At 67.9% G+C, this 13,060-nt stretch carries 10 protein-coding genes; 8 read left to right on the top strand and 2 right to left on the bottom strand.

Annotated features, from left to right (window positions below):
* Positions 1 to 4: 4 nt before the first annotated feature.
* Positions 5 to 922 carry a response regulator transcription factor gene (locus OWC43_RS11150; protein WP_137831120.1) on the bottom strand — a complete coding sequence of 306 codons (918 nt, stop codon included), beginning with the start codon at positions 920 to 922 and terminating at the stop codon, positions 5 to 7.
* The gene (locus OWC43_RS11155) at positions 915 to 4,427 is read right to left on the bottom strand and encodes an ATP-binding protein (protein ID WP_393956741.1); all 3,513 of its coding nucleotides are present in this window, start codon (positions 4,425 to 4,427) and stop codon (positions 915 to 917) included. Before OWC43_RS11155 ends, OWC43_RS11150 begins: the two co-directional genes overlap by 8 nt.
* 342 nt (positions 4,428 to 4,769) lie before the next feature.
* Here OWC43_RS11155 and urtA point away from each other — a divergent pair, with 342 nt between their 5' ends.
* The 8 genes from urtA (at position 4,770) to OWC43_RS11195 (ending at position 12,780) form a co-directional block, all read left to right on the top strand.
* On the top strand, positions 4,770 to 6,035 hold the full coding sequence (gene urtA, locus OWC43_RS11160) for an urea ABC transporter substrate-binding protein (protein WP_137831614.1): 1,266 nt from the start codon (positions 4,770 to 4,772) through the stop codon (positions 6,033 to 6,035).
* A 207-nt stretch (positions 6,036 to 6,242) separates the two neighbouring features.
* Complete coding sequence (gene urtB, locus OWC43_RS11165; RefSeq protein WP_137831613.1) at positions 6,243 to 7,169, top strand: urea ABC transporter permease subunit UrtB; 927 nt, start codon at positions 6,243 to 6,245, stop codon at positions 7,167 to 7,169.
* A 13-nt stretch (positions 7,170 to 7,182) separates the two neighbouring features.
* The gene (gene urtC, locus OWC43_RS11170; protein ID WP_393956742.1) at positions 7,183 to 8,379 is read left to right on the top strand and encodes an urea ABC transporter permease subunit UrtC; all 1,197 of its coding nucleotides are present in this window, start codon (positions 7,183 to 7,185) and stop codon (positions 8,377 to 8,379) included.
* An 11-nt stretch (positions 8,380 to 8,390) separates the two neighbouring features.
* The gene (gene urtD / locus OWC43_RS11175; RefSeq protein ID WP_137831611.1) at positions 8,391 to 9,176 is read left to right on the top strand and encodes an urea ABC transporter ATP-binding protein UrtD; all 786 of its coding nucleotides are present in this window, start codon (positions 8,391 to 8,393) and stop codon (positions 9,174 to 9,176) included.
* A 171-nt stretch (positions 9,177 to 9,347) separates the two neighbouring features.
* Positions 9,348 to 10,037: an urea ABC transporter ATP-binding subunit UrtE gene (urtE, locus tag OWC43_RS11180; protein WP_171015605.1), complete on the top strand. Its 690-nt coding sequence runs from the start codon at positions 9,348 to 9,350 to the stop codon at positions 10,035 to 10,037.
* 11 nt (positions 10,038 to 10,048) lie between these two features.
* Positions 10,049 to 11,065 carry an alpha/beta fold hydrolase gene (locus OWC43_RS11185; RefSeq protein WP_393956743.1) on the top strand — a complete coding sequence of 339 codons (1,017 nt, stop codon included), beginning with the start codon at positions 10,049 to 10,051 and terminating at the stop codon, positions 11,063 to 11,065.
* 165 nt (positions 11,066 to 11,230) lie between these two features.
* Entirely contained in the window at positions 11,231 to 12,460 is a 1,230-nt protein-coding gene (fmdA, locus tag OWC43_RS11190; protein WP_137831608.1) for a formamidase, read from the top strand.
* Between the two features lie 2 nt (positions 12,461 to 12,462).
* On the top strand, positions 12,463 to 12,780 hold the full coding sequence (locus tag OWC43_RS11195) for an FmdB family zinc ribbon protein (protein ID WP_393956744.1): 318 nt from the start codon (positions 12,463 to 12,465) through the stop codon (positions 12,778 to 12,780).
* The last annotated feature ends 280 nt before the right edge of the window (positions 12,781 to 13,060 follow it).

Consider the following 13,060-nt stretch of genomic DNA (forward strand, 5'->3'; position numbering starts at 1 on the left):
ACGCTCAGCCGAGATCCTGCAGGTGGCGCGCGGCGATGATCGAGGCGGCGGTGCGGTTCTCCACCCCGAGCTTGGCGTAGATGCCTTCGAGATGCTTGGTGATGGTGCGCGGGCTCAGGGTGAGGATCTCGCCGATGTCGCGGTTCGACTTGCCGCGGGCGAGCCAGAACAGCACATCCGCCTCGCGCGCGGTGATCGGCAGGCGGGTGCGCAGCAACTCGATGCCGGCGGCGGTCGCGTCCCGGGAGAGACGCAGCAGCACCTCGTTGCCGGTGCGGCCGACGAAGCTCACCGTATGGGCCGCGCCGGACAGGTCGGTGAGGGTGAAGGCTCCCGTCTGCCCCCCGGCGAGGCAACCGCGCAGCCAGGCCCGTCCGGCGGGCGGCAGCCCGTAGGCGTCGTCCGCCCGGGGGGCGCAGGCCGCCAGAACCTGCGAGGCCTGCGGCGTGGCCCACAGCACGGCTCCCGCGGCATCGACCGCGAACAGGGTGCGCCCGGTGGTGTCGAGCGCCGCCCGCAGGCTCTGCGCCGCCCGCGCCCCGGCCATGTGGACGCGGATGCGCGCCAGGATCTCGTCGGGGGCGATCGGCTTGGTCACGTAATCGACGCCGCCGGCCTCCAGCCCCTGGACGATGTGCTCGGTCTCCGACAGCCCGGTCATGAAGATGACCGGCACGGTCGCCACGGCGGGCTTCGCCTTGAGGCGGCGGCAGGTCTCGAACCCGTCCATGCCCGGCATCATGGCGTCCAGCAGGATGATGTCGGGGGTGATCTCGTCGACGAGGGCCAGCGCCGCCTCGCCCGCCACCGCGACGAGGACCGTGGCCCCGGAGCGCTCGATCGCCTCGGTGAGGAAGCTCAGCGTGTCGGGGGAATCGTCCACCACGAGGACGATGTCGCGTTGACCGGGTGCCTCAGGCATCGGTGGCTTCCCGGACCGGTTGTTCGCCGGCGGCGTCCTTGAGCACGCGCATGTAGGTCGGCAGGTCGAAGGCGACGACGAGGGTCCGCAGGCGCTCCGCGAAGGCGGCGGCAGCCGGCTCGGCATCGGCGATCTCGGCGAGCCGGGCCTCGATGGCGCGGACATGGCCGATGCGGCCGAGGCGGAGGAGCTCTTCGAGGACGGGGAGGGGCAGGCCGCCGCGCGCGGCGGTCACGGGGTGCGGCGCCCCTTCTTTCGCCCGCGGGGCGGACGAGGGGGCGGGGACGCGCGGCGCGCCCGGCCCGGCCTCCGCCGCTTTGGCCACGGGCGGCGTCCCCTCGACCCAGTCGAGACCGAGCAGACGGGTGACCTGATCGAGGAAGTCGCGCAGGTCGAACGGCTTGGCGATGATCGCGTCGTGGCGGGCATCGATACCCCGGGTCGGGCTGATCTCGTGGACGTTGGCCGACATCATGGCGATGCGCAGACCCGGCGCGAGGGCGCGCAGGCGCTCGGCGACGGTCCAGCCGCTCATGCCCGGCATGGCGATGTCGAGGAGGACGAGGTCGGGCGCGGCGCTCGCCCCGGCCGGGTCCCACAGGGCGAGGCAGGCCGGTCCGTCGGAGGCCTCGGCGACCTCGATCCCGAGGGGCTCGAGGATGTCGCGCATCAGAGTGCGGTGGGCCGGATCGTCATCGACCACGAGGACGCGGCGCTGGCGGCCGGCGTAGCGGCGCGGGGCGGCGGAGAGGGCCGGCACGGCGGGGGCCGCGGGGGTGGGGGCAGGGCGGTTGACCGAGGACAGCATCAGCCGCACCCGGAAGCGGGTGCCGCGCCCGACCTCGCTCTCGACCGTGATCTCGCCGCCCATGACCTGCGCCAGCAGCCCGGCGATGGTGAGCCCGAGGCCGGTGCCCGGCTGGCTGCGGGCGGCGGGAATCGAGCCGCGCTCGAACGGCTCGAAGATGCGCCCGAGATCGTCCGGCCGGATGCCCAGCCCGGTGTCGCGGATGGTGAAGACCGTGACCTGGCTGCGATAGGTCACGTCGAGCCCGACCTCGCCCGACGGCGTGAACTTGATCGCGTTCGACAGGAGATTGAGCAGGATCTGGCGCAGGCGCTTCTCGTCGGTGGCGACGACCGCGGGCAGGATCTCGGGGCGGGTGAAGCGGAAGTGCAGGCCCGCCGCCTCCGCCTGGAGCCGCACCATGTCGACGATCTGGTCGAGGAAATCCGACAGCCGAATCTCGTTGCGGTGGACCTGGAGGCGCCCGGCCTCCATGCGGGAGATGTCGAGCAGCCCGTCGATCAGGCCCGACAGGTGCTGGGCGCTGCGGCGGATCACCTGCAGGCCCCGCCGCCGCTGCGCCGGGATCTCGGGATCGACCTCGAGGAGCTGGGCGTAGCCGAGCACGGCGTTGAGCGGCGTGCGCAGCTCGTGGCTGATGCCGACGACGTAGCGGCTCTTGGCGAGGTTGGCCGCCTCCGCCGTCTCCTTGGCCTCCTGCAGCTTGGCATCGGTGATCTTGTGGGCGGCGATCTCCGCTTGGTAGAGCGCGGTCTGGCGCTCGGTCTCGGCCTGGGCGACGCGGCGGCTCTCCTGAGCGAGGACGAACAGCCACGCGACGATGCCGAGGATCAGCACGAAGATGAAGAACACGCTGGTGAGCGCCGCCCGCAGCAACTCGCGATGCTCCGGATGCCCGCTGCTGGCGCCGGCATGGACGATGCCGAGGATCAGCCCGATCACCCCGACGAGGCAGAGCATCAGCGCGAGGTAGCGCCCGAGGGGCGCGCCGATCCAGGCGGCGACGGGGGCCGGCACGAAGCGCCCGAGGCTCGCCTGGGCCTGGGCGTCGAGGCGACCGTGCGGCTTGCAGAGGTCGCCGCAGCGGGCGTCGAGGGAGCAGCAGAGCGAGCAGATCGGCCCGGCATAGGCGGGGCAATGCGCCATGTCCTCGCCCTCGAAGGGCAGCTCGCAGACCCGGCAGACGATCTCCTCGCCGATCCTCTCGCCGCCCGCCGCCACGACGGGCTCCGGGACCCGCGCGATGTAGAAGCGCCCCCCGGTGCCCCAGGCGATCAGCGGGGCGGCGACGAAGGCGGCGGCGAGCGCCAGCAGCGGCCCGAAGGCGGCGGCGAGCGTTCCGAAGGCGCCCGCATAGGCGAGCCAGCCCAGCGCCAGGCCCAGCGCCATGGCCCCGGTGCCGACCGGATTGACCGCGTAGAGATGGGCCCGCTTGAACTCGATGCCCGGCGGCGACAGGCCGAGCGGCTTGTTGACCGAGAGATCGGAGGCGAGCGCCCCGACCCAGGCCGAGACCACCACGGCGTAGAGGGGGAGGGTGCTCTCGATCGTCTTGTCGATGCCGAGCTCCATCAGCATCAGGGCGATGGCGACGTTGAAGACGAGCCACACCACCCGGCCGGGATGGCTGTGGGTGAGACGCGAGAAGAAGTTCGACCACGCGATCGAGCCGGCATAGGCGTTGGTGAGGTTGATCTTGATCTGCGAGATCGCGACGAACCCGGCCATCAGCAGCAGCGCGCCCTCCCGCGAGGGCGTCACGTAGCCGAAGGCGACCGCGTACATCTGGGTCGGCTCGGCGGCCTGCGGCGCCGGGATGCCGTGGCCGAGGGCCAGCACCGCGAGGAAGGCCCCGAGCAGCACCTTGAGCAGGCCCGGCCCGATCCAGCCCGCTCCGCCCGCCAGCACCGCCGACCACCACGCGACGTCCCGCGGGCCCTTCGCCGGCGGGACGAAGCGCAGGAAGTCGACCTGCTCGCCGACCTGGGCGAGCAGCGCCAGCATCACGCTGGTGGCGAGCCCGAACCGGAGAGGGTCGAACCCTGCTCCCGCCGCCGGATCGAGGCCGGGGAAGGTGACGAGCCGCCCGAGGGTGGCCGCGGCGTCCGGGCTCGCGGCGAGGAAGCCGAGCGGCAGGAGGTTGAGCAGGACCCAGACCGGCTGCGACCAGATCTGGAACCGGCTGATCAGCCGGATGCCGTAGACCACGAGGGGGATGACGAGGCCGGCGCAGAGGATGTAACCGAGCCAGAGCGGCAGGCCGAAGCAGAGGTGCAGGGCCAGCGCCATGATGGCGGCCTCGATGGCCAGGAACAGGAAGGTGAAGCTCGCATAGATCAGCGAGGTCACCGTCGAGCCGAGATAGCCGAAGCCCGCACCGCGGGTGAGGAGGTCGAGGTCGATCCCGTAACGGGCGGCGTAGACGGTGATCGGCACGGCGGTGGCGAAGAGCAGCACGCCGACGAGGAGCACCGCGGCCAGCGTGTTGGTGAAGCCCGTCGCCAGCACCAGCGTGCCGCCGATGGCCTCCAGCGCCAGGAACGAGATCGAGCCGAGCGCCGTCTGGGCCACCGCGAGCGCCGACCAGCGCCGCGCCTTCTTGGCGGTGAAGCGGAGGGCATAATCCTCCAGCGTCTCGTCGGCGACGAGACGGTTGTAGGCACGCCGGATCGGGATGATGTGCTGGCGGCCGTTCATGCGTGACGTCTGTCGTCGATCCCGTACGCGACCGCCTGACGAGCCCTGGCGGAGCCCCTGCCGGGCGCGGGGGCAGGATGGTCCCCCTGGCGCTCCGCATGCAAGGACACCCTGCGGGAGCAGCGTGCAAGTGCAGCAAGCAAGACACAGGCCTGTGGCGCGGCGCGCGCCGGACGACACGCCCGCCTCGGGTCGAAGGTAGGCCATCGTGCCTCCGCCGACCCGCGCGGACCATACGCAGAACAGCGTATATGCTGCGACGCAACGAGCAGCCTAGCCTGCACCTCGTCGATCCGCGGCCGTTCCAAGAGCCGTCGGACGTGAGGTCACAGGGCTGGCAGAATGGCGAAGGACACTTCCGACACCGAGAACGGCCTGCGCTCGCCGCTGCGGCGCAAGCTCCTGATGGGCATGGCCGGCCTGCCCGCCCTAGCGATGATGCCGCGGCCGACATTCGCCGCCGCACCGACCTCGGCGGTCAACACCACCGGTCTCGCGGTCACCGACACCGAGGTCACCGTCGGCATCCTGCATTCGGCGACCGGCACGATGGCGATCTCCGAGACCGGCACGATCCAGGCCGAGAAGCTCGCCATCGCCCAGATCAACGAGATGGGCGGCGTGCTCGGGCGCAAGATCAAGATCATCCAGGAGGACGGCGCCTCCGACTGGCCGACCTTCGCCGAGAAGGCCAAGAAGCTCCTCGTCAACGACCATTGCGCCGCCGTGATGGGCTGCTGGACCTCCGCCTCGCGCAAGGCCGCGCTGCCGGTGTTCGAGCAGTATAATGGGCTGCTCTACTACCCGACCTTCTACGAGGGCCTGGAGCAGTCCAAGAACGTCATCTATACCGGCCAGGAGGCGACGCAGCAGATCCTGGCCTCGCTCGACTGGGTGAGCAAGGAGAAGGGCGCCAAGAGCTTCTTCATGATCGGCTCGGATTACATCTGGCCGCGCACCTCCAACAAGATCGCCCGCAAGCACATCGAGAACGTGCTCAAGGGTACTGTGGTCGGCGAGGAGTATTATCCCCTCGGCCACACGCAGTTCAACTCGGTCATCAACAAGATCAAGCTCAAGAAGCCCGACGTGATCTTCGCCGACGTGGTCGGCGGCTCGAACGTGGCGTTCTACAAGCAGCTCAAGGCGGCGGGCATCGACCTGTCGAAGCAGACCCTGCTGACGATCTCGGTCACCGAGGACGAGATCGACGGCATCGGCGGCGACAACATCGCCGGCGCCTATTCCTGCATGAAGTACTTCCAGTCGCTCAAGAACCCGAACAACGAGAAGTTCGTCGCCGCCTTCAAGAAGATGTGGGGCGAGAAGACCGTGCTCGGCGACGTCACCCAGGCCGGCTATCTCGGGCCGTTCCTGTGGAAGATGGCGGTGGAGAAGGCCGGTTCCTTCGACGTCGACAAGGTGGTCGCGGCCTCCCCCGGCATCGAGTTCAAGGAGGCGCCGGAAGGCTACGTGAAGGTCCACGAGAACCATCACCTCTGGTCGAAGACCCGGGTCGCCAAGGCCCTGCCGACGGGTCAGTTCGAGGTCGTCTACGAGAGCCCCGAATTGATCGAGCCGAACCCGTTCCCGAAGGGCTACCAGTAGTCGGCCCGCGACTTGCACAGCCCATCCCATCCACCGCCCTCATCCTGAGCTGGCCGCGTCAGCGGCCCTCGAAGGAGGGCCCCAGGGATCGCAACGACGTCTGGAGGGCTCTCTCAAAGCCCTCCGCTTCGCTCCGGCACCTCAGGATGAGGGATCGGATGGGATGATCGGCTCGCAGCCATTGCCAGCCGGATCGGAGATCCAATCATGTTCGGCGATTACTCGCTCGCAGACCTCAGCTCGATCTTCGTGATGCAGGGCTTCGCGGGCCTGATCCTGTTCTCGGTCTACGTGCTGATGGCGCTGGGGCTGGCGATCATCTTCGGCCAGATGGGCGTCATCAACATGGCCCACGGCGAGTTCATGATCCTGGGCGCCTACGTCACCTATCTGTGCTCGACCTTCTTCCAGGAGCACCTTCCGGCGCTGTTCTCCGCCTACTTCTTCGTCGCGATGGCGCTGGCGTTCCTGGCCTCCGGGGCCTTAGGCATGCTGGTCGAGTGGGCGCTGATCCGGCATCTCTACAAACGCCCCCTCGACACGCTGCTCGCCACCTGGGGCCTCTCGCTGATCCTGCAGCAGGCCTACCGCTCGATCATCGGCCCGCGCGAGGTCGGCGTGGAATTGCCGACCTGGATGATGGGCTCGATCCCCGTCACCGATTCGATCGAGGTGCAGATCAACGGCCTGTTCGTGATCGCGGTCACCACGGTCATCACGCTGGGCGTCGCCGTCCTGATCTACCGCTCGCGCTTCGGCGCGCAGATCCGGGCGGTGATGAGCAACCGCTCGATGGCGGGCGCGGTCGGCATCGATACCGAGAAGGTCGATCGCTACACCTTCGGCCTCGGCTGCGGCATCGCCGGCATCGCCGGCTCGGCCTTCACCATGATCGGCTCCACCGGGCCGACCTCGGGCCAGCTCTACATCGTCGACACCTTCCTGATCGTGGTCTTCGGCGGCGCCGCGAGCCTGCTCGGCACCATCGCCTCGGCCTTCTCGATCTCGCAGACCCAGTCGACCCTCGAATTCTTCCTCTCCGGCTCGATGGCCAAGGTGCTCACCCTGCTCGCGGTGGTGGCGATCCTGATGCTGCGGCCGCAGGGCCTCTTCACCCTCAAGGTCCGTCGCTGAGGAGCGCACCCCGATGACGAGCCCGAAAACGAGCCCCGAGAAGAGCTCTCTGCAGAGCCTGTCGAAGGCGGTCACCGTCAACGACAACCCCTTCATGAAGCCGATCGAGTGGGTGAGCCTGCTGCTCCTGGCCGGCGTGATCCTGGTGGTCCTGCCGCTCGTCCTCGACGGCTTCCGCCTCAACCTGGTGGGCAAGTACCTCACCTACGCCTTCGTCGCCCTCGGCCTCGTGATCTGCTGGGGCTATGCCGGCATCCTGTCGCTGGGACAGGGCGTCTTCTTCGGCCTCGGCGGCTATTGCATGGCGATGTACTTGAAGCTCGAAGCTTCAAGTGTCGAAAATACGAAAATCCAGTCGACGCCGGGCATTCCCGACTTCATGGACTGGAACCAGATCACGTCGCTCCCCTGGTTCTGGCAGCCGTTCCACTCCCTGCCGCTGACGCTTCTCCTCGTGATCGCGGTGCCGGTGGCCTTCGCCTTCGTCATCTCGGTGGCGATGTTCAAGCGGCGCGTCGGCGGCACCTACTTCGCCATCATCACCCAGGCGATCGCCGCAATCCTGACGATCCTGATCGTCGGCCAGCAGGGCTATACCGGCGGCATCAACGGTATCACCGACCTGCGCACCCTCCACGGCTGGGACATCCGCACCGACAGCGCGAAGGTCATCCTCTACTTCGTCAACGGCGGGCTCCTCCTCGGCTGCATCCTCATAGCGCAGTACGTAAAGAAGTCGAAGCTCGGTCGCATCCTCGTCGCCATGCGCGAGAAGGAGGACCGGGTCCGATTCTCGGGCTACTCGGTCGCCGGCTTCAAGGTGTTCGCCTTCTGCCTGGCCGCGGCCTTCGCGGCGGTGGGCGGCGCGATGTTCACCCTCCAGGTCGGGTTCATGTCGCCCTCCTTCGTCGGCATCGTGCCCTCGATCGAGATGGTGATCTACGCCGCGGTCGGCGGGCGGATGTCGCTGTTCGGCGCCGTCTGGGGCACGCTGCTGGTCAACTTCGCCAAGACCTCGTTCTCCGAGAGCTTCCCCGATCTCTGGCTGTTCGGCCTCGGCGCCCTGTTCATCGCCGTGGTGCTCGCCTTCCCCAACGGTCTCGCCGGCCTCTGGCGCGAGCATGTCGAGCCCCGCCTGTTCCGCAAGGCCAAGGGCCTCGCGCCGACCCCCACCCCCGTGCTGCCGGCCCACGGCGCCCCCGCCGAGTGAGGACGAGACCCATGAACGCGGCCATTCTCCCTTCCGCGCCGATCGGCACGCCGGCCGACGACAAGAACTTCCTGCTGGCGGTCGAGGGACTCACCGTCTCCTTCGACGGCTTCAAGGCGGTCAACGACGTGTCGTTCTACGTCGATCCGGACGAGATCCGGGTCATCATCGGCCCCAACGGCGCCGGCAAGACCACGGTGCTCGACCTGATCTGCGGGCGCACCAAGGCGAGTTCCGGCTCGATCAAGTACAAGGGCCAGGAACTCACCAAACTGTCCGAGAGCGCCATCGTCCAGGCGGGCGTCGGGCGCAAGTTCCAGACGCCCTCGATCTACGACGACCTGACCGTCTTCGAGAACCTGGAGATCTCCTTCCCCCGCGGCCGCTCGGTCTTCGGCGCGCTCACCTTCAAGCGCGACGCCGAGGTGCGCGACCGCATCCACGAGATCGCGCAGACGATCTTCCTGAAGGATCAGCTCGACGAGCGCGCCGAATTCCTGAGCCACGGCCAGAAGCAGTGGCTGGAGATCGGCATGCTGCTGATCCAGGACCCGGAGCTTCTCATGCTCGACGAGCCGGTCGCCGGCATGAGCGTCGGCGAGCGCATCAAGACGGCGGAGCTCCTCAACCAGATCATCAAGGGCCGCTCGGTGCTCGTCATCGAGCACGACATGAAGTTCGTCGAGGACATCGCCCACCGGGTCACCGTGCTCCACCAGGGCAAGGTGCTCTCGGAAGGCTCGATGGAGCGGGTCAAGACCGACCCGAAGGTCGTCGAAGTCTATCTCGGTCACTAGAGATCACCCTGGATCACGATCCAGGGTGATCTCTAGGTTCCTGTGCCGCATCGGCTTTTTCCGAAAGCCGGTTCCCACCTTTCGGGCCGATACTCAGAAGGCCGCCAAATCATGCTTCAGACCGTTCCCCAGACTTCCTCCGTGCCGCCGGTCATGGCCGGCGCCGCCCCGATGCTGGCGATCTCCGACCTTCATTCGGCCTATGGCCAGAGCGAGGTGCTGCACGGCATCGACATCTCTGTCGCTCCCGGCGAGATCGTCGCCGTGATGGGCCGCAACGGCATGGGCAAATCGACGCTCATGAAGACCCTGATGGGCATCGTGCCGACGAAGTCGGGCCGGATCACCGTCGAGGGCACCGACGTGACGGCGATGAAGAGCCATGCCCGCGTTGCCGCCGGCCTCGCCTACGTGCCGCAGGGCCGGATGATCTTCTCGACCATGACGGTGCAGGAGAACATCGAGACCGGTCTCACCGTCACCGGATCGCGCAAGGTGCCGCAGGACCTCTACACGATGTTCCCGGTGCTCCTGGAGATGAAGGGACGGCGCGGCGGCAACCTCTCGGGCGGCCAGCAGCAGCAGCTCGCCATCGCCCGGGCGCTGGCCAGCAACCCCAAGGTGCTCCTCCTCGACGAGCCGACCGAGGGCATCCAGCCCTCGATCATCCGCGAGATGGGCCGGACGCTCAAGAAGATCCGCGACGAGCGCGGCCTCTCCATCGTCGTGTCCGAGCAGGTGTTGAGCTTCGCCATGGACGTGGCCGACCGGGTGCTCGTCATCGAGAACGGCTCGATCGTCCACGAATCCCTGCGGGCCGACATCGACGAGGCGCAGGTCGCCCGCTTCCTGTCGGTGTGAGGGGGATCGGAATGGCCGATTACGACATCTTCGAACTCGGCGACGTCGTCCTGCAATCCCGGCAGACGATCCGCGACGCGAAGCTCGCCTACAAGACCTACGGCACCCTCAACGCCGCCAAGGACAACGTCATCGTCTACCCGACCTGGTATTCGGGTCAGCACACCGAGAACGAGTGGCTGATCGGGCCGGGCCGGGCGCTCGACCCGGAGCAGTACTTCATCATCGTGCCGAACATGTTCGGCAACGGGTTGTCCTCGTCGCCGAGCAACACGCCCGCGCCCTTCGACGGACCGCGCTTCCCCAAGGTGACGGCCTACGACAACGTCATGCAGCAGCACCGGCTGGTCACGGAGATGTTCGGCATCGAGCGGATCCGGCTGGTGACCGGCTGGTCGATGGGCGCGCTCCAGACCTTCCACTGGGGCGCCCTGTTCCCGGACATGGTCGAGCGCATCCTGCCCTTCCAGGGTTCGGCCAAGTGCTCGCGGCACAACTTCGTGTTCCTGGAGGGCGTCAAGGCGGCGCTTCAGGCGGATGCCGCCTTCGCCGACGGCTTCTACACGGCGCAGCCGCAGAAGGGCCTGCGCGCCGCCGCCCGGGTCTATGCCGGCTGGGGCCTGTCGCAGACCTTCTACCGGACCGAGGGCGACCTGAAGCGGCTGGGCTACGCCTCGCTGGAGGATTTCCTCGTCGGCTTCTGGGAAGGCTGGCTGCTGGCGAAGGATGCCAACAACCTGCTTGCCATGCTCTGGACCTGGCAGAACGGCGACATCGCGAACAACGCGCTCTACGGCGGCGATTTTGCCAAGGCGCTGGGGGCCATCAAGGCCAAGGCGATCGTGATGCCGGCCTCGACCGACCTGTACTTCCCCCCGGAAGACAGCGCCATCGAGGTCTCGCACATGCCGAACGCCGAGCTGCGCACGGTCGAGACCGATTGGGGCCACTTCGCGGGTGGCCCCGGAACCTCGCCCGACGACATCCGGGTGCTCGACGCGGCCCTGAAGGAGCTGCTCGCGCGCTGAACACCCTCGGCGGGGCGCCCCCAGCGGCCCGCCCGCACCGGTCCGGCGCTCGCTGCGCCGGATGCACGAAGAACGAACGATCGACGATCCGCCGGGGCGGCCGGGCAACCACCGGACACGCAACGGGGACGGCTGGCCAAAATCCAAGAGGAGCGCGCGAAGGACATGCCCGAGACGCTGATCAAGGTCGATCTCACGCAATCGGCCTACGACAACGACATGGTGCACAATCGCTGGCACCCCGACATCCCGATGGTCGCCACCGTCAAGCCCGGCGACGACTTCATCGTCGAGACCTATGACTGGACCGGCGGCTTCATCAAGAACAACGATTCCGCCGACGACGTGCGCGACATCGACCTGTCGATCGTCCACTTCCTGTCGGGCCCGATCGGGGTCGAGGGCGCCGAGCCCGGCGACCTGCTGGTGGTCGATCTCCTCGATATCGGCGCCAAGCCCGAATCGCAGTGGGGCTTCAACGGCTTCTTCTCGAAGAACAACGGCGGCGGCTTCCTCGACGAGCACTTCCCCCAGGCCCAGAAATCGATCTGGGACTTCGAGGGCATGTTCACCAAGTCGCGCCACGTCCCCGGCGTGCGCTTCCCCGGCCTGATCCATCCCGGCCTGATCGGCTGCCTGCCCGATCCGAAGATGCTGGAGACCTGGAACACCCGCGAGAAGGCGCTGTTCGACACCAATCCGGAGCGGGTGCCGGCGCTGGCGACGCTTCCCTTCGGCCCGACCGCGCATATGGGCCGGCTCAAGGGCGAGGCGAAGGACAACGCGGCGGCGACCGGTGCCCGCACGGTGCCGGGGCGCGAGCACGGCGGCAATTGCGACATCAAGGATCTCTCGCGCGGCTCGAAGATCTACTTCCCGGTCTACGTGCCGGGGGCCGGCCTCTCGATGGGCGACCTGCATTTCAGCCAGGGCGACGGCGAGATCACCTTCTGCGGCGCCATCGAGATGGCGGGCTGGGTCCACCTCAAGGTCAGCCTGATCAAGGACGGCATGGCGAAGTACGGGATCAAGAACCCGATCTTCAAGCCGTCGCCGGTCACCCCGAAATACGACGATCACCTGATCTTCGAGGGTGTCTCCGTCGATGAATACGGCAAGCAGCACTACCTCGACGTGACGGTCGCCTATCGCCAGGCCTGTCTCAATGCGATCGAGTACTTGAAGAAATTCGGGTATTCGGGGGCGCAGGCCTACTCGATCCTCGGCACCGCCCCGGTCCAGGGCCACATCTCCGGCGTCGTCGACATCCCGAACGCCTGCGCGACGCTCTGGATTCCGACCGGCATCTTCGATTTCGACATCAACCCCTCCGCCGCGGGACCGACGAAGTTCCTCGACGGTTCGGTCCAGATGCCGCTGTCGCCGGATCTCTGATCATGCCGGTCTACGACTATTCCTGCGAATCCTGCGGACCGTTCACGGTGCTGCGCCCGATGGCGCAGTTCAAGGACCCGCACGATTGCCCCGATTGCGGCGGGGAATGCCAGCGCGCCTTCCTCACCGCCCCGCGGATCTCCGGCATGGATGCGGGGCTCAAGGCGGCGCACGCCACCAACGAGCGCAGCCGCCACGCGCCGCGGCGCTCCGGCAGCCACGGGGCGGGCTGCGGCTGCTGCTCGCCCAAGAAGACGGCGACCGCACCGGCCGCCGCCAAGAGCTTCCCGAACGCGCGGCCCTGGATGATCAGCCACTGAGCATCGGCCCGAAAGGTGGGAGACGGCTTTCGGAAAAAGTCGATGCGTCACAATAACCTAGAGCATCGTGCCGGATCCGATATCCGACACGATGCTCTAGGACCGGAGATCTCCCCGACTCCCCTCATCCTGAGGTGCGCAGCCGGAGGCGGAGCCTCGAAGGAGGGCTCCAGCCGGCCGCGCGATCTCTGGAGCCCTCCTTCGAGGCTGAGCTGACGCTCAGCACCTCAGGATGAGGGCGCGTGTGGGGAAAGTGCCTTGGGGCGGTCGGCGCGATCCG

It is taken from the genome of Methylorubrum sp. POS3, assembly GCF_043352485.1.
In the GTDB taxonomy this organism is placed as follows: Bacteria; Pseudomonadota; Alphaproteobacteria; order Rhizobiales; family Beijerinckiaceae; genus Methylobacterium; species Methylobacterium suomiense.